20 protein-coding genes and 2 pseudogenes are annotated in these 17,259 nt (G+C 37.5%); all 22 read right to left on the bottom strand.

What is annotated here, in order from left to right; translation table 11 throughout:
- Nucleotides 1-200: 200 nt before the first annotated feature.
- Entirely contained in the window at nucleotides 201-893 is a 693-nt protein-coding gene (locus HMPREF2876_RS08215; RefSeq protein WP_070584650.1) for a methionine ABC transporter permease, read from the bottom strand.
- Nucleotides 894-1,955 carry a methionine ABC transporter ATP-binding protein gene (locus tag HMPREF2876_RS08210; protein ID WP_024052647.1) on the bottom strand — a complete coding sequence of 354 codons (1,062 nt, stop codon included), beginning with the start codon at nucleotides 1,953-1,955 and terminating at the stop codon, nucleotides 894-896.
- Nucleotides 1,948-3,321, bottom strand: coding sequence for a M20/M25/M40 family metallo-hydrolase (locus HMPREF2876_RS08205; RefSeq protein WP_024052648.1), 1,374 nt, complete (start codon nucleotides 3,319-3,321; stop codon nucleotides 1,948-1,950). Before HMPREF2876_RS08205 ends, HMPREF2876_RS08210 begins: the two co-directional genes overlap by 8 nt.
- An 86-nt stretch (nucleotides 3,322-3,407) precedes the next feature.
- Nucleotides 3,408-4,259: a MetQ/NlpA family ABC transporter substrate-binding protein gene (locus tag HMPREF2876_RS08200; protein ID WP_024052649.1), complete on the bottom strand. Its 852-nt coding sequence runs from the start codon at nucleotides 4,257-4,259 to the stop codon at nucleotides 3,408-3,410.
- A gap of 137 nt (nucleotides 4,260-4,396) precedes the next feature.
- Nucleotides 4,397-5,221 carry an amino acid ABC transporter substrate-binding protein gene (locus HMPREF2876_RS08195; RefSeq protein WP_024052650.1) on the bottom strand — a complete coding sequence of 275 codons (825 nt, stop codon included), beginning with the start codon at nucleotides 5,219-5,221 and terminating at the stop codon, nucleotides 4,397-4,399.
- Between the two features lie 170 nt (nucleotides 5,222-5,391).
- Nucleotides 5,392-5,520 (bottom strand): hypothetical protein, encoded by a 129-nt coding sequence (locus tag HMPREF2876_RS10965; RefSeq protein WP_255261429.1) that lies wholly within the window; start codon nucleotides 5,518-5,520, stop codon nucleotides 5,392-5,394.
- 63 nt (nucleotides 5,521-5,583) lie between these two features.
- Nucleotides 5,584-5,964: pseudogene (locus tag HMPREF2876_RS10670) on the bottom strand (SulP family inorganic anion transporter).
- A 245-nt stretch (nucleotides 5,965-6,209) separates the two neighbouring features.
- Nucleotides 6,210-6,610 (bottom strand): annotated as a pseudogene (locus tag HMPREF2876_RS11085) (helix-turn-helix domain-containing protein).
- 460 nt (nucleotides 6,611-7,070) lie between these two features.
- Nucleotides 7,071-7,787 carry a YebC/PmpR family DNA-binding transcriptional regulator gene (locus HMPREF2876_RS08185; RefSeq protein WP_024052654.1) on the bottom strand — a complete coding sequence of 239 codons (717 nt, stop codon included), beginning with the start codon at nucleotides 7,785-7,787 and terminating at the stop codon, nucleotides 7,071-7,073.
- 114 nt (nucleotides 7,788-7,901) lie between these two features.
- Nucleotides 7,902-8,993, bottom strand: coding sequence for a nucleotidyltransferase (locus HMPREF2876_RS08180; RefSeq protein WP_024052655.1), 1,092 nt, complete (start codon nucleotides 8,991-8,993; stop codon nucleotides 7,902-7,904).
- 18 nt (nucleotides 8,994-9,011) lie between these two features.
- Entirely contained in the window at nucleotides 9,012-9,338 is a 327-nt protein-coding gene (locus tag HMPREF2876_RS10665) for a hypothetical protein (RefSeq protein ID WP_070584647.1), read from the bottom strand.
- 68 nt (nucleotides 9,339-9,406) lie between these two features.
- Nucleotides 9,407-10,429, bottom strand: a complete 1,023-nt coding sequence (locus HMPREF2876_RS08170; RefSeq protein ID WP_083307004.1) for an IS30 family transposase — start codon at nucleotides 10,427-10,429, stop codon at nucleotides 9,407-9,409.
- 210 nt (nucleotides 10,430-10,639) lie between these two features.
- Complete coding sequence (locus HMPREF2876_RS10300; RefSeq protein WP_024052657.1) at nucleotides 10,640-10,930, bottom strand: hypothetical protein; 291 nt, start codon at nucleotides 10,928-10,930, stop codon at nucleotides 10,640-10,642.
- The gene (locus HMPREF2876_RS10295; protein ID WP_024052658.1) at nucleotides 10,912-11,172 is read right to left on the bottom strand and encodes a hypothetical protein; all 261 of its coding nucleotides are present in this window, start codon (nucleotides 11,170-11,172) and stop codon (nucleotides 10,912-10,914) included. The genes HMPREF2876_RS10300 and HMPREF2876_RS10295 overlap by 19 nt, the downstream gene beginning before the upstream one ends.
- Nucleotides 11,173-11,712: 540 nt before the next feature.
- Nucleotides 11,713-12,705, bottom strand: a complete 993-nt coding sequence (locus HMPREF2876_RS08155) for a hypothetical protein (RefSeq protein WP_070584643.1) — start codon at nucleotides 12,703-12,705, stop codon at nucleotides 11,713-11,715.
- 156 nt (nucleotides 12,706-12,861) lie between these two features.
- On the bottom strand, nucleotides 12,862-13,596 hold the full coding sequence (locus HMPREF2876_RS08150) for a class I SAM-dependent DNA methyltransferase (RefSeq protein WP_003035486.1): 735 nt from the start codon (nucleotides 13,594-13,596) through the stop codon (nucleotides 12,862-12,864).
- A gap of 68 nt (nucleotides 13,597-13,664) precedes the next feature.
- Nucleotides 13,665-14,030 (bottom strand): ribosome silencing factor, encoded by a 366-nt coding sequence (gene rsfS, locus HMPREF2876_RS08145; protein ID WP_070584641.1) that lies wholly within the window; start codon nucleotides 14,028-14,030, stop codon nucleotides 13,665-13,667.
- Nucleotides 14,031-14,543, bottom strand: a complete 513-nt coding sequence (locus tag HMPREF2876_RS08140) for a cysteine hydrolase family protein (RefSeq protein WP_070584639.1) — start codon at nucleotides 14,541-14,543, stop codon at nucleotides 14,031-14,033. It abuts the gene before it with no gap.
- Nucleotides 14,540-15,136 carry a bis(5'-nucleosyl)-tetraphosphatase (symmetrical) YqeK gene (gene yqeK / locus HMPREF2876_RS08135; RefSeq protein ID WP_070584636.1) on the bottom strand — a complete coding sequence of 199 codons (597 nt, stop codon included), beginning with the start codon at nucleotides 15,134-15,136 and terminating at the stop codon, nucleotides 14,540-14,542. The genes HMPREF2876_RS08140 and yqeK overlap by 4 nt, the downstream gene beginning before the upstream one ends.
- On the bottom strand, nucleotides 15,126-15,764 hold the full coding sequence (locus HMPREF2876_RS08130; RefSeq protein WP_024052666.1) for a nicotinate-nucleotide adenylyltransferase: 639 nt from the start codon (nucleotides 15,762-15,764) through the stop codon (nucleotides 15,126-15,128). The genes yqeK and HMPREF2876_RS08130 overlap by 11 nt, the downstream gene beginning before the upstream one ends.
- A 12-nt stretch (nucleotides 15,765-15,776) precedes the next feature.
- Nucleotides 15,777-16,088 carry a ribosome assembly RNA-binding protein YhbY gene (gene yhbY, locus HMPREF2876_RS08125; RefSeq protein WP_024052667.1) on the bottom strand — a complete coding sequence of 104 codons (312 nt, stop codon included), beginning with the start codon at nucleotides 16,086-16,088 and terminating at the stop codon, nucleotides 15,777-15,779.
- A gap of 63 nt (nucleotides 16,089-16,151) precedes the next feature.
- Nucleotides 16,152-17,258: a ribosome biogenesis GTPase YqeH gene (gene yqeH / locus HMPREF2876_RS08120; RefSeq protein ID WP_024052668.1), complete on the bottom strand. Its 1,107-nt coding sequence runs from the start codon at nucleotides 17,256-17,258 to the stop codon at nucleotides 16,152-16,154.
- Nucleotide 17,259 lies beyond the last annotated feature (1 nt).

The raw sequence follows: 17,259 nt of genomic DNA, 5'->3' as shown, positions 1-17,259 counted from the left end.
TTTTTTATTTTTCTTAAACTTTTTCTTCCAATTTTTCCTTCCTCCTCTTTCTTATCTCCTGTAAACTGCTAAATACTTATACTGGTCATACGAAAGAGAAAATATGTATAAAATAAAAATTCTATGACCTATTATCATAGAACTTTTATATTATTTTTCTATATATTTATTGTTTATCTCTAACAACCATCTCAGCTATCCTATTTATGGCTTAATTTTCTAGTCAAAAAATCACCAGCAAACTGAATGGCAAAGATAAGTACAATGATAATAACTGTTGCTAAAATCGTTACATCGTTATTATAACGATTGAAGCCATAAGCAATCGCAACATTCCCGATCCCTCCAGCACCGACTGCACCAGCCATTGCAGTCTCGCCAACGAGAGAAATGAGAGTGACTGTTGTCACACGAATCAAATCTGGCAGACCTTCGCGTAGATAGACACCTACTAGATCACTGAAAGTCGCTCCGCTAGCCTGCGCTGCTTCGATAACACCGTCGTCTAACTCAGCGAGTACAACTTGAACTTGGCGAGCAAAGAAAGCAAATACTGCAAAAGAAAGAGGTACGATAGCTGCATTTGGTCCAATACTAGTCCCCACAATCAAGTGTGAAAAAGGTGAAAGAACAGCTAACAAAATAATAAATGGGATAGCACGGAAGATAGATGTGATTTTGTCTAAAATCCAAAAAGCTATTTTATTTTCCAAGACACCTCCTGGAGCAGTCAAAACAAGAAAAAGCCCTGCAATTAAGCCTAACAATCCGCCGATAATAAAAGAAATGACTGTCATATACAATGTCAAGTGAATAGCTGTTCCCCAGCCAGCTTGACCGCTCCAACCCATTCGATAAACATTCGGCAAGTATGTTTGAATAAAATTTTCCATCTATGCTTCTCCCTTCAATACTGTCAATTGAACACCAGCTTCACGAATGGCTGTTTTAGCAGCTGCTAGATTTTCCTTTTCACCAGATAAAACAACGACCAGTTCTCCAACAGGCGTTCCACCTAAAATTTCAATGTTCCCATAAAGTATATTGGCAGTAACTTGATGATGTTTGTAAATTTCATTCAGTAAGGGTTCATCTGTAGAGGTTCCTGCGTACTTCATTTGCACCAAGAGACTATTTTTCGCCAAATGTTTGACAATTTCTTGTTGCTCAATCTTGCCCATAGCTTCATCAATTCCTGTTGCAGTCGAAATGAAGTCTTTTGTTAAGTCTTGCTGAGGATTAGAGAAAATATCCAAGACAGAACCTTCTTCAATCAATTGACCGTCCTGCATAACTGCGACACGGTTGGCAATGTCTTTAACAATTTGCATTTCATGGGTGATTAAAACAATTGTTAATCCTAGCTTTTGATTTAAATCTTGTAAAAGAGCTAAAATTTGTTTAGTTGTTTTTGGATCTAAGGCAGAGGTTGATTCATCAGAAATCAAGATTTTAGGGTCATTTGCTAAGGCACGCGCGATTGCAACCCGCTGTTTTTGCCCTCCAGAAAGCTGAGAAGGATAATTTTCAGCACGATCTGCTAAACCGACCAACTCCAACAGTGTACGCACTTTTTCTTTCTTTTCTTCTTTTGATAAGCCAGAATGTTTGAGCGCAAAAGCGACATTTTCTTCTGCCGTCAGTTGACTCATCAGATTAAAATGTTGAAAAATCATGCCGATGTCTTGACGTTTGCGCCGCAACTGTTCTGCTGTCAAAGTTACTTTATTGTCAAAAAGAACATCATCATCTACAATAATTTTCCCACTCGTTGGAACTTGCAGTAGGTTAATGACACGAACCAAGGTTGATTTCCCAGCCCCAGAATAACCGACAATTCCATAAATATCTCTTTCTTGAATATGAATCGTCACATCTTTAACTGCTTGAATCTGACGTTTCTTTTGTTGAAAGGTTACATCAATGTGATCTAACTGAATCATTTCTTTACTCATAACTTGCAATCAGCTCCTCTACTAATTCAATATGGGTGTAATAATCTGCAATGCGTACATTTTCGTCACCTCCATGATCTCGACTATTCGCATTTCCAAGTCCAAAGGCGACCATTGGTACCTCAAGTGCTTCAAATACCGTGTGCATCGGTCCTGTACCTGCTGTAGTTGGTAAGACAGAAACTCCTTTTTGATAGAATTTTTTAGCTAGTTCAATGACATTTAAAATCGGCGGTGCACTCATATCACTACGATAGCTCATTTCTCCCAAAGTATAAACTAATTCTACCTTATCAAAACCATTTTTGTCGAGTTGTTTGCGAATCAGTTCTAACACTCTATGTGGTTCCAGTCCTGGCACTAAACGAACTTCTGCTTTTGCTGAAGCCTCTGACGGAAGAATCGTCTTCACTCCTTGATCTTGGTAACCAGAAGTAATTCCTTCAATATTCAAAGATGGTTCAAAGAAAATTCGATTTAAAAAAGCTTTTTTCTCCTCTTGTAATAAAGGTAATTCCAAACCATAAATAGCTTGTACTTCTTCTGGACTGCGTTGAGCGTATTGTTCTACTAAAGCTAACTCTCGTTGATTAGGTGCGATTACTTGATCATAAAGTTCTTCTACCTGAATACGTCCATCCTTACCTCTCAAGCTAGCAAGGGCGTTCAACAAGTACCAAGAAGCTGAATCAATCACACCACCAAAGCTAGAATGAATATCCACTTCCGCACTTTGGACCTTCATATCAAAGGTCACAATTCCTTTGTTTCCGCCAGAAATTTCAAGTTGACCTAAAGAATTTTTAATTCCTTGCTCCCAAACCAACAGGTCTGCTCCATGTAGAAGAGATTTGTGTTTCTCTAGATATTTCTCTAAATCAACCGAAGCAGACTCTTCTGCTCCTTCCATCATAAAAATGACATTGACAGGCAAACTCTTATGCTTTTGTAAATACTTTTGAACAGCCGTCAAACGTGCGATAATATGCCCTTTATCATCATCGACTCCACGACCATACATACTACCATCCCGAATAGATAGAGTGAACGGATCATCTGTCCAAATTTGATCACTATCTGCCGGAACTGTATCATAATGGTTGTAAAAAATAATTGTCTTAGCTGTTGGATTCTGACTTTTAAATGTTGCTATCACAAATGGCGCTGTATAGCTTTCATCTAATTCCACCTCTGCACCAGCTTTTGTAAAAATTTCTTTCAGATAAGCAGCAACTTCTTGTAAACCGACTTGTTGAGCGAAGATTGATTTTTTAGCAATCAACGCCCGTAAAACGGCAATATAGTCTTGTGCCACCATATCCTCTTCAAATCTTTTAATTTGTTCTTCTTCACTTGAAAATGTCATCTTTTCTCCTCATAGAAATGGCGACAAAACTCAGTTGGAATTACCAACTGAGTTTTTAGACTGAACTACAGCTAATAGAATCAAGATTACCAAACTGGTTGGTCTAAGCCATCTGATGTTTCTTCAACCACTTTTTTCACTTCATCTGTATGGCAAGCTTTGATGATTTTTTTAATGGCATCGGCTTTTGAAGATTTTTCCCAATCTTTTTTGGCTGCAATGATATTAAACCATTGTTTTGAATTTTTATCTTTTGGTTCAATGAACAAAGCGTTTTTATAGTCCAATTTTGCTTCTGTTACAAATGTATTGTTTACAACGGCTGCATCTACTGAAGTCAATGAGCGAGCTGTTTGACTAGCATCCAATTCTGTAATTTTCAATTTTTTCGGATTTTCTTTGATATTTGCCACAGTTGCCAATTCATTTCCAGACTTGTCTAATTTAATCAATCCTGCAGATTGTAATAAATTAAGCGTCCGACTTTCATTTGTCGCATCATTTGGAACTGCAATTTCTGCACCATTTGGAATTTGGTCTACTTTTGTATATTTATTTTTTCCATTTTTGGTACCAGAGTAGAGACGAATGGGTGAGATATAAGTTTCAGCAGCTGCGACTAAGTCTTGCTTGTTTTCCTTGTTCCAATTGTTCAAGAAATAGTAATGTTGGAAAGCATTGATATCCACTGCACCATCAGCAACTGCTTTATTTGGTTGCGAGTAGTCCGTAAATTCTGTAAATTCCAATTTAATATTGTCTTTTTTCAACAATTCTTGGATCTTGTCCCAGCGTTTTTCTTCTGAGTCGCTCTTTGTCATCACACCAATCTTAACCGTTTTGGCGTTATCACTTTTATTTCCTGAACCACAAGCTGCTAAACCAATCACTGCTGCAGATGCTAGAGCTGTTATTCCAAACCATTTTTTTAATTTCATTTTCTGTCTCCTTTAAAAATCTTATGAAAATAGTATCGCACATATTTAGCTGATTGACAAATTGTTATTTCATAACAAAGGGTATAGTTATAAACTATAACTATTTTTGTAAGAAAACCAGCTAGCTTTTCATTTTCTTATTTCACATCTGCTTCAGCTGGCAAGTAACTACCACCAAAGAATTTTTGGGATAATTTTTCCAGAGTTCCGTCTTTATACAACTCTTGAATGCGCTTATTAACAAATGTTTTCAACTCATCTTGTCCTTTTGCTAAAAGCGGATAAACATAAGGTTGTTGATCACTTGCTAAATCAATCACTTTCAAGTTGTCCAGTTTTTGATTTTTAATGACTGTTTCAACACCGATTTTATCAAAAATCTTATAATCAAACTTTCCATCGTTTAAATGGCTCATAATTTGTTGAAAATCCGCTTTTGTATAGCTAATTTTTGTTGGATTGTTAGCATGTGCTTGATTGTATTTTTCTAATTGTGCGGCAGTCGTTGTCCCTTGTACGACTTCTGTTGTTTTACCACCAATATCATCCAGCGATTGAATGCTTTTATCAGATTTTTTCACCACTAAAACGTTTGGATTTTTAGCAGTTGGAGCTGCATACAAATACTTTCCTGCACGTTCTTTTGTATAGCTGATATTGTTGACCGCCATTTTGTAGCGATCACTATCCAGACCAGCGAAAATACCTGACCACTCTGTTGTTTCAAATTTTACCTTGTATTTGTCAGAATCTTTGAAGATTGCACGAACTACTTCGATTTCATAACCTGTTAATTTACCATTTTCTTCATAGTTAAATGGTTTGGGTGAAGCATTCGTTGCAACTTTGACTTCCGTTTTCCCAGATGAAGTAGCTGACTTTGAATTAGAGCACGCTGCTAACATTCCTGCTGTTAAAAATCCAAGAGCGACTAAAGAAGAGTATTTCAATACTTTTTTCATATTCCTACATAACCTCTTTCATTAAGATAAATCCTATCATATCAAATATTTTCCTTCTTGACTATTATTTGATTTTTATCAAAGTGATAGATTTTCTTTATCAAGTAGAGCTAAACGAAATCCGATTTTTACCAAACATTGATACATTTGACGAATAGTGGAAAACTCAATTACTTTTCTAAACTAGCTGCGCGCGTTAAAGCGACATCAATATTAGCACAAAAGTTGTCTGCACCAACTCTATCAATAAAGCTTGCTTTTTCCATGACATGGTAAGGTTGTTCGTTGACATTTGCCAAGGATCTCTTCAAGAGCATCCAATCCCGAAATATCCATTGCAGACACACTGCGCATACGAAGAATTAAGACATTTTTACCTTGTTCAGACAAAATAAGTCCTTGATTTGTCCAACGATGATTCTAACGGCTATTCCAAGGGTAAATCCAACCGTGATGGTCTTTGAAATAAATTTAATCAGGTCACCAAAATGCAACAAACCCATACCGATGATCATTAGACCAGCTAAGAAAGTAGCCACTGTTAGACCAGATAGACCGTACTGCGCAATAATTCCATAAATGATAACAACAAAATAGCTATTAGTTCACCAATCTGAACACGACTCCCACCTAAAAAAGGGAATGAAAAAACCAACTACAACAGCTGTATAAAGATCTTGCTCTGGATTGACCCTCGAAACAATCGCTAAAGCAATTGACAATGGTAAGGCAATAATTGCCACGATAATCTAGCTACAAGGTCTTTGACAAATTGTGCACCCGAATAATTCTTTACCATACTAAAAACTTAGGATTGATATGCTTAAAAGCGTCCATTTTCCCCTCCTCTTTTTCCCTGTTCCCAGACGCTTGCGAGAATCTTATTACCATTGTAATATAACCCCATGTAAAATCTCTAGATGACCTGAATATGAAAACTTACCAGAAAAGGCGATAGTTATTTCACCAACGCCTTTAACAATTATTCTCATTCGTTTCTATCCTTTAGTGAGGAGATAGAAAGGCTGGCTAAACCAAGTCCAAGCATTGTCAGTGCAGCCTTAGTGTCCACTTTTCCTAAAGCAGATAAAACCACTACAACAATCCCCATGGCTACTCCAAGTCCTCTCAACACGGTGTCAACAATATCTGATTTTCTATTTTTCTTGTTTTCTTTCATCACTGTCTGTCCTTGCATCAGCTCATCTACCGATGTATCAAACAGGTCTGCTAATTTAGGAATGGTATTAATATCTGGATAGGATAAATCTCTTTCCCATTTTGAAACAGCCTTATCAGTGACCCCATCTTTTCAGCCAGTTCTAATTGTGTCATCCCTTTTGCTTTCCTTAATGATGAAATCATCATACCTAGTGTTTGTTTTTTCATTAGATTTTTCCTCCCTCCATTTGCTAATTATATTGTAGCACCTTTTCTTACAAACTCAATCGACCAATAGTTTACTTCTCTCAACTTATAGTTTATCACTGGTTTGTCTGTTTTTACGCTCCTTATTTGAATTTTTAGAATAAACTAAGCTACAACAAGCAGTCTTGGAAAACAACCTCACTCTTCAACTACATATTATTAGCTAGCCACCTTTTCTACTAAACTTCATATCTACTCTATCAAAGTAAAGAAGATACTAGCTCAACATATTTACGTTACGGTCTTATAACTAAATTTCTTAAAAAACACTGAGAGATTAGTAAGTAACAAAAAAAGAGACTGGGACAAAATTATCTCAGTCTCAATCTGTATTAGTAAAAAACTCTTGACGCAGTAGCTGTCGGACTCTTCATTTGCTTTTTAAGCTCAGAAGAGTATCTAAGCACCTCTTTCTTCACTATTAAAATCCTTCTACATTTGTATAAATCTTTTGGACATCTTCGTCATCTTCTAACACAGCATACAATTTTTCAAATGTTTCTAAGTCTTCACCTGATAAGGTCACATCAGATTGCGGAATCATTTCCAATTCGGTGACTTGGAATTCTTCTACACCAGATTCACGGAGAGCAGTCAAGGCCTTGTGCAAATCTGTTGGTGCTGTATAAACTGTAATGCTTCCATCTTCTGCTTCTACATCATCTACGTCTACATCTGCTTCTAACAGTTGTTCAAAGATACTATCTGCATCGTCTCCTGCAAACACAATCACACCTTTATTATCAAACATATAAGACACTGAGCCACTTGCTCCCATATTTCCACCGTTTTTACCAAAGGCAGAGCGAACATTGGCTGCCGTACGGTTGACATTTGAAGTTAGTGTATCAACGATGAGCATAGAACCATTTGGTCCAAACCCTTCATAACGCCCCTCTGTAAAGGTTTCGTCTGTGTTTCCTTTTGCCTTATCCAGTGCTTTGTCAATGACATGCTTTGGCACTTGCGCTTGTTTCGCACGTTCAATAACAAATTTCAAAGCTGAGTTCGATTCTGGATCTGGCTCTCCTTTTTTAGCTGCTACATAGATTTCAACACCAAATTTAGCATAAACTTTTGAGTTTGCACCATCTTTGGCAGTCTTTTTTGCCACAATATTGGCCCATTTACGTCCCATTGGATATTCTCCTTTAGATTTTCACTTTTTCAATCTTTCTTATTATATCACAAGTCAGGTTGAATTTCACTAGCAAATTATTGACAATGTCTAGCTCTATAAAATAATTTTGTATCAATCTACTATTATCGGGATTTTCCCAAAATTCTGCTCCTCTAGTTGGGCGTGCCCTAGCTGATAAATCCAATCAGCTCGCTGGGTTAAGGAATCCCATGGTTCTTGACCGATGCGACTGATGAAGTCTGTTTTCCCTTTCATCTTTTTAAGATGTTCTCGACCTGCTTGAGTAAAGCCCAAGATATGAATACCGCTAGGCAACTGATCATTTCTTGCACCGACCAAAATATAAGTCAGAATTCGTCTGATTCGTGCTTTCGTATATCGCTTGGTTGCGACTTGTTCGACCAACTCCTCTACGCTATAACTGGTTTTCACTGCTTCCTGCAAGCGCACCGCAAGTTCTTGATTAACCTGATAAAAACTCGTCAAATCGGGATGACTGATAATCTGGTAACGCAGCAAAGGATAGAGTGCTGACCAGGTCACTTTGGGAGACTGAATCAGCAGTTCATGAGCCGGGGTAAATTTCTCCAAAAAATCTGGACAATTAAGACGCTCTCTAAGAGCCGTAGCAGAGGCGTATTTTAAATTTTCTTCTTGTGAATGATAACCAGCTCCCTGACGTTTGATTGGGAGAAGCTCGATAGCCTTATTCGCGCAAGCTTTGGCATAAGAAAGCCCTAAAATATGATTGGGTGTATTGCCTGTGAATTTCACACCAGCAAACTTTTCCCACATTTTCTGCGTTTTCTGTGGATAAGACAAATCATCTGGCAAATCTTGTATGTAGTCCACCATTTTCTGTTGATTGTCCCCATAAATCTGTGAAAAGTGTTGATAATCTAAGACCTCTTCCGTGCCAAAGGTCAACTTATTCACACTAAGGCGTTCTAAAATATCTACTGCTCCTTGTGCAAAGTAGTCAGCTGACTGAACAGCCACCAAAAATGGTAATTCAACCACCAAATCAGCGCCATTTCGCAGAGCCATTTCCGCGCGTGTCCACTTATCCACAATCGCAGGCTCACCACGTTGGACAAAATTGCCGCTCATGGCAACAATTTTCAAACCTTTAGCCTGCTCTAGCAAGTATTTGTGACCATTGTGGAAGGGATTGAATTCTGCGATAATGCCTGTGATGGTCATGTGGTGCTCCTTTTACAACTATTTTTTTCTTTCAGTAATTTCAGCTTCAATCGTTTGTTTAAATATTTTTCTGACTTGAACTGCTAATTTAATTAATTCAACACAAAATATTAGAAATACCACTATTTCAAAAATTATCAGTATTCTTCCTAAAATTGAATTATCTTTTTTATCAAAAAATAACAAAAAAGAAGGCAAAAAAACTAAAACAATGGGAAAAAACGTTAAATTAATAAATTTCTTAAGTAAATGTAAATCTACATTCAATTGTCTCAAAGACCTAATAAACCTATTTTCAGGAAAAAAAGAGTTTACACCAACTATTGCTAAAAATGATCCTGACAAGAAAATAAAAATTTCCCCACTTGTCAAGTCAAGTGCAACAAGTTCATTGATAACTAGAGTTCCAGAGGTTAAGCTGTTTGGGCTAGCCCAAACAAAATATTTGCGGTTTTATACTTTTGAATTCGTCTAGGTCTGTCATTGATAGCAGAGACGAAGTGATTGAGTTCTTCTGTCGTTAGTGAGTTAAGAGAGACACCTTTTGGGAGAAACTCTCTCAAGAGACCATTGAAATTTTCATTTGTTCCTCTTTCATGAGAAGCATAAGGATGGGCAAAATAGACTTCCACACCTTTTAAGTCTGACAAGCTACTGAACTCTGAGCCGTTGTCCGATGTGATAGAGCGAATAGGGTACTGTGATAGTAAGCTCTTAACAGCCCTATTGATGGTTTCTGCTTGTTTATTAGCCAGTTTTACAGCGATGGCAAATCGTGTTTGACGCTCTACTAGGGTCATGACAACAGCTTCCCCTTTGGTCTTCTTGCCAAGCATGAGATCAATTTCCCAATGTCCAAATTCAGAACGATTGGTAATAGTTTCTGGACGTTCTTCAATGGATTTTCCTAAGATTTTCTTCGTGGCCTTAGGCGTTACTTTAGACCGTTTTCGGATGCACACCATCTTAGGTAAATCAATCGGTTTAACCCTCAACAGTCCGTCTTTGATGTAACGATACACTGTCTTGGTGGAAGGGATAACTTCCAGTGGATGTTTTTCTTGGTAAGTTTGAACAAAGCTATCGACACTGTGACAACGAGGTTTCGTTTTCAGGGCTTTCTCAAGTTCCTTGAAGAAGGTCTGGGAGCAGTACGATAGTTTATGATAGGCACTTTTTCGACGATTGGTTTCATAAACACGTTGACCACTATCTGGAAAGTAAACCGTTGAGTAGATTCGTTTCCCGTTCTTATATTGAACCTGAGAAACACTTCCTCGTTTGATTTCACGACTGATGGTTGAGCGATGACGCCCAAGCAGACGAGCAATCTCAGAGGGGTTTTTGCCCATCTTGAGATAGGCGCTGATTTCTCCTCGTTCAGAGGCTGAAAGGTGTGAGTATAACGATTTTTTGGTAGAATGATTAGTGGACATGTTCATCTGCTTTCTATACTGAGTTGGAGAATTCTAGTATATCAGACGAGCATGTCTTTTTTGTTGCACTTCATTTTACAACGCGGGAAAATAAAAATTTCTTGAAAAGCTGCTGAAATTTCTTTTATATTATTTATATCAGTTATATACACTTTGGCATTCCATAAAAAGAAAACTACTATTATGTAACCAATTTTTAGAATATTTCTTTTAACTATCTTCATTTTCATAATAATTCAAATAATCTTTTTTATTGGCATATGCTTCTTCTAAAAAAGAATATATATCTTCTGTCGAAAATTCATCTATACAATATTTCTTGTAATATTGTAACTTATATTTTACCAAATCAATAACTTCATTATCACCATATATTGAAAGAGAGGTTACTTTCATATTTTGATTTTTACGATATTCTCCTACTAATTTAACAGAATCAATTATAGTTCGCTTACATAAACTTTCACCATGTATAGCAATATCTACACTGTCTCCTTGCATTTTTTAGCTAACTCTATACCAGAATTGATGCCGTCAACATCATCTGCAAAAAGAGATAATTGTTTTGGAATCGAAACATTTAAAACAAAGTCGTGAATTTGATTAAGATTATCAAGTTTTTTTAAACCATTTTCATCTTTAATAAGTGAAAATTTGAATGCACTATCGTCAATATTAAGTTTTTGAGAAATAAATATTTGAAAATCTTTTATATTTATTTGTCCTTGACCTCGTTTTTGCACTAATATTCCAGATTTAAAATTATAAAGAAATTGAGCATCTTTAGCTAATCCTTGTGTCTCTTCTTTATCAATAATACTTCTTTCCTGAGTTTCAACATCATCTAATTTAACTTCCTCAAGAGTATCAACTTTAGCGATTGTAAATAAGACGTATTCCTCCTTTTTGACAATATCATGTTTGATATAGTAGCTAAAATCAGAAATTGTTTCTGTTTTAATTTTTTTGATTTGCTAACTTTGAAAAATAGCTATTTATCTTTTGTCTAATTTCAAAATTTGAATTTAATTGATAAAAATAACATTTTAACTCTTTGGTACTAACCATAAAACATTCCTTTACAAATTCATACAAGATTCTTTTATTAATTCAAAAAATGGCTAAAATTACTACTTTTCCGTCAAAGATATCAATATCATCAATTCTAAAATAATTTTGTTGCTTAAGTAAAGCGATCAGGGTACCAAAAACTGAAAAAGTATCCATATACCTTAGTATATATATATATATATATATCCGCATAAAAGAAGCAATATTATCAATTAATAATTTCCCATGCTTCTCGACTTAGGTGAAGCAATATTTATTGCTCCCTTTATTGACTTAGAGCTATGTTGACCTTTTTTTATAATTCCTTGTAATATTGAATTGAAAGTATCATAGCTAAGTTTATTGGGAATTCTTAATTTAATTTTAATAGCTGTACCTGGAAAGACTAGATTTCCCCGTAAATATTCAATACCATTTTTAGTTGCTATAGCCCCCCTGGACACAATAACATATTGACCTTTTAAAACTTTACAGAGTTCTGTAATAGCATATAGCCCATAACCTGAATTAAGGTATTCCGTTTTTTCACCTTCGCGTAGATGTGACTTATCTACGATACCAGCAGTTATACCAGGTTCTAAAGCTAGTCGTATCGCTTCAACATCGTCTAATACTTGAAATTTACTTGTAGAGTTTAAACTTTCTCGAAAACCTCTTCCATAATCAATTAAAGCAATCTCGGCTTCAATATAATCATCATGTACCCAATGCTGTGAGCAGTGCCACCCCTCAAGACATTGGGAATGTTCCGGAATATTTCTGAATAATTCAGAAATAATATACTCTAAAATTCTATATACCTTATCATTACCAGCAGATAATACATTAGAAATTTTTTTAGAGACATTTTCAACTATATTATCCTCAGCTCGATAATAAGTATCCAATGGTATCTTCATAATAGGAGTGAAAGAACCTGAAAAATCCTTGTTTCTATTATCAATATTTTTGTCACTTTCAGCAAAATGGAAGAAATTATTATTCTTCGCATAACTAGCTGAGTACTTTCCCTCATCATTAATTTCACTTATCACATGATACTCTTGGCTATTCAAAAAGGATGCAACTAGTGCTCCTACAAAAGGAGTTAAAAATTTGATATCATAAATCAGTTTAACCTCCTTATCAGTTGGGTCTAACTCTAAGAGACTATTAATATAGTATCTATATTGAGCTTCGTGTCTATCTATTCTTAATTCTTGCATCGCTAGATTCCTTTCACTCGTGCACAACCAACAATTCGCTAATAATTATAGAAATTAATTCAGAGAATACCTACTTCAACTTAATACTTCTATTATACCACAGCAAACTAATCACAAAAGAAAAAGCCCACCATTTTCGAGAAGCTTTCTTTCCCCCTACTTCTCACACACAAAGAACCAACGCTTGCTTGTTTCTATTGGTGCTTGGTCTTCAAAATCTGCATAGACCTTAACAGTTTTAAATCCAGCTTGTTCTAGTAAAATATCATAGGTCAGAATTTCGTACGTGCGTTCTTCGTGGACTTCGTCGTAACGTGTGAAGCGCCCGTCTTCGTCTTGCAAGAAGAAGGTCAACTCATGCACAACTGAATGGGGCGCCTCATCGGCGTATGTATCCCAAACCATGGCAAATTCATCAGCATTTTCATGGTAAGAATAACCAGGAAAAACGGTATCAGTTTGGTAAGTTGAGTGCACGTCAAAGATGAAAACGCCACCTTCATTCAAGCAGTTGTAAACTTGCTGAAAGACATCACCGACTTCAACTTCATCGGCCATGTAGCAAATTGAATCAGAGTAACAAGTCACCAAGTCGTATTTCCCAGCATGCGATAAATCAAGCATGTTCCCCTGTTTGAATTCCATGGCTTCACCTGCTTCTTTGGCACGTTTACGAGCGATTTCAAGCATCTCGTCACTCAAATCAAGTCCTGCCACATCAAAGCCAGCTTTGGCAAAGCGTACGGATTGAATTCCTGTTCCACAAGCTAATTCTAAGAGCTTTTTCTTATTTTTTGGAAAATGGCGGAGCGAAAAATCGGTCCATTTATCATAAAGATTATCATCCATAATAGCATCATAGACTGATGCGAAGGTTTCATAAGTTGTCATACATTAAATCGCACCGAAACGGCACTTGTCCTTTCTAGTCATTGAAAGGCCGAGGAATTTCCCCAGCCTTACCCTTTATTTGTTTCCAACAAAGCAGCAACATCAACACCTGTTGCTTCATGCCAAAGTTTTTCAAGGTTGTAGTGATTCCGCATTTCCTCAGAAAAAATATGAACAACCACCTCGCCTAGATCCAAAAGCACCCAGCCTCCAGCAGAGTCTCCTTCTACATGGCTAGCTGATTGCCCTGCTTCTGTGACTTTCTCACGAATATTATCAGCAATAGCCTCTAGTTGACGGCTGTTCATAGAGCTGGCAATGACAAAATAGTCTGTCATCGTCGTCAATTCGTGCAAATCTAGCACAGTAATGTCTTCTGCTCGTTTTTCATCAGCTGCCTTGACAACCAATTCTAGTAATTCTTTTTTATCCATTTAATCCTCTTTTAAAATTTCTTCTAAGTCCGCCACTTGGGCAAAACGTCCATTCCAAGTGTTTTCATAGTGCTGCATTAATTGTTCTGCTGTAATTTCTCTTTCAGCAAAGGTGGTCGTGCCATTTTTAACAACTGCCAAATTATAGCCAAATTCAAACGCCACCTTAACAGTCGTATCAATGCAATAATTCGTTGCCATGCCAATGATAATCAGCCGCTCAATAGCTTGGCTATCCAGATAAGTCTGTAAATGAGTTTCTTTAAAAGCACTATTATAATGCTTATCAAAGATTTTCTCGTCAGCTTCTGGAGCAATAGCTCCGTAAATTTCCCAGCCATGGCTTCCTGTCAGTAATTCGTCGTCATTGTGGCGGACGTAAATCACCTCAATGTTTTTCTCACGACAAGTGGCGATTGCTTTTTGCCAGACAGACAAGCAGTTATCAACAGCATACGGTTTAGCCTCTATCAAGGCTGTTTGAATATCAATCACTAACAGAGCTGTTTTCATTTATCATCTTTCATAAAGCCGACATACGCATTATAAGTCTCAATAGTTTGTAGGAAGATAGGCAAGCCCTTGTGTGCCAAGTGTTCCACTGTATGTGCCGTTTCATAAGCCACAGCTTGATTGAGCGAAACGTGAGCAATTTCACGCGCCCGCTCCACTCCTGGAAAGTTCCGATTAGGCTCAATATAGTCTGCTACGTAGACCACCTTATCTAAATCGGACATTTGGGCAGAACCTACGGTATGAATCTCAATAGCTCGTAAAATTTCTGGATCTGTCAACCCTAAATCTTCCTGAATTTTATAAATGCCGACCATGCCATGCCAGACATTATTTCCCCAATCTTTCAACGCTGGATTCAGAGCATACTTATCAATCAGCGCCAGAAATTCTTCGTCAGAGAGCTTTTTCGCATAATCATGGAGCAGACCTGCCAAACCAGCTTTTTCTACATCTACTCCGAAGCGCTCTGCCAAGTCAATCGCTGCTTGTTCCACTCCCAGACAATGTTTAAAACGTTTCTCTGGTAAAAGCTGCTGCATTTTGACTAAAAGTTGCTCACGAGAAATTCCCACATAAGTTTCATATCCCATTGTAAAGCCCTTCTTTCTTAATATAGTCTAAAACTGGCTTGGGTAGGAGAAAATTCGGCGTCCGACCTTGAGCCAGAAAAGCTCGAACCATACTCGAAGAAATATCCATCAACGGCACATCTACCCAGATAACTGGATAAGATGTTCCTGCTTTATAGCGGGGGCGCTGAACCCCAACAAATTGAACCAAATCGACTAATTCGTCAATCCGATGCCACTTGGGAAGGTAATCTACCATATCCGCTCCGATGATGAAATAATAATCTGTATCTGGATGTTTTTCCGTCAAAAATTTCATCGTATCATAGGTGTAACTAATCCCTTTTCTCTCCAGCTCAATGGTTTCAATTCCCAGACCTTCAATGCCTTCAATTGCCAACTCCAGCATTTTCAGTCGGTGCTTCTCATCAATCGTTGATTTTCTATCAACATGTGGTGGCTCATACTCAGGCATCAGCAAGACCTGATCTAAACATAATTGCTGACGAACTTGATCAGCCACGACCAAATGGGCATTGTGGACTGGATTGAAGTTTCCACCTAAAATCCCAACTTGCTTTCTTTTTTTTGCTTTTACTTCTGGTTCCAACTTCACCTTGGTGAAGGGAGTCAGTAATTCAATTGCCATAGGCTGCTTCCTCTAAATTTCTTTTACCTTTACTGAAATTTTGCGGTTTTCCTTTTTGCTAGACTGTTTGTAGAGAATTAAAATACGACCAATTTTTTGAACAATATCCACACCTATTTCCTCTTCGAGAATTTCTGCTACCTCATGGATGTTTTCATCTGTATTTTGTAGAAGAGTTACTTTAATCAATTCTCTAGCATCTAGAGCTTGACGGACACTCGTTTTAATCTGGTCGTTGAGACCGTTTTTGCCAATCTGAATGATGGGTTTGAGACTGTGAGCTTGGCTATTTAAAAAAGCCCGTTGTTTTGATGTTAATGACATAGATTCCTCTTTTGTTTCTTATTTCGTTTATCTTCTCTTTATTTTTCTAACAGCCATTTCCTCTTAGATAATGGCTTTGCGGGTAACCACTGCTACTTCCTCTGGTGCCCAGGCTGCAATCTTTGCTGGTCCTGTCACACGAATCCAGCCCAAGCCTGAAAAAACTACATCTGTTTTAGCTTCAATTTTCAACTCATGTTTGACTAACTGAGGAAAATCTGATACTTCTTTTTTAGAGGGCGGTGTTAGTAAAGAGCCAACATGCTTTTCATAAAACTCCCCCGCTCCCGCAAGCCTGGTGCGATGCAATTTGAGCTCATTGTCAAAATAAGCCGTAAAACCCTGTTTGTCACCCGACACAAAATCAAAGCGCCCCAAGCCCCCTAAAAAGAGGGTTTGTTCAGGATTAAGTTGGTAAGTTTTGGGCTTGATTTCCTTTTTCGGACTGATATATTTGAGATTTTTAGCAGACAGATAATGAGCCATTTGGTGACGGTGGATAATCCCTGGTGTGTCGTAGATATGACTGCCGTCAGCCAGCGGAATTTCAATCTTATCCAGTGTCGTCCCTGGAAATCGTGAAGTCGTAATAACTTCCTTATCCCCGGTAATTTCCTGAATAATGGCATTGATAAGTGTGGACTTACCAACATTGGTCACGCCGACCACATAAACGTCTCGACCTTTTCGATATTGCTCAATCTTTTCAATCAATTCTTTAATCGCTTGCTTGTTTTGAGCTGAAGTCAAAACTACATCAACAGGGCGCAGTCCTTCCTCGTGAGCCCGCTCCATCAGCCACTGTGTAACCTTGCTCGTCTTGACCGACTTGGGAAGAATATCTTTTTTATTCCCGACCAACAGCACATCATTACCAGCCACAAAACGTGGCAAACCCGGAATGACTGAACCATTAAAATCAAAAATATCTACTACATTGACTACGAGAGCATTGCTGTCGCCGACTTCGTGGAGAAGTCTGAGAAAATCATCGTCTGTCAGTTGCACATCAGTAATTTCGTTGTAGTGGCGCAGACGAAAACAGCGCTGGCAATACAATTCGCCCGTCTCCAGTCCCTTTTCCAAAGCTGACTGAGGAGTATAGCCAAGCCTATCCTTATATTTTGTCTGAATCGGCGCTCCGCACCCAATACAAAGAATGTCTTCCATG

Origin of the sequence: Streptococcus sp. HMSC073A12 (assembly GCF_001812815.1) — a bacterium.
Lineage (GTDB): Bacteria > Bacillota > Bacilli > Lactobacillales > Streptococcaceae > Streptococcus > Streptococcus vaginalis.
This window is presented reverse-complemented; position numbering and strand designations above follow the sequence as displayed.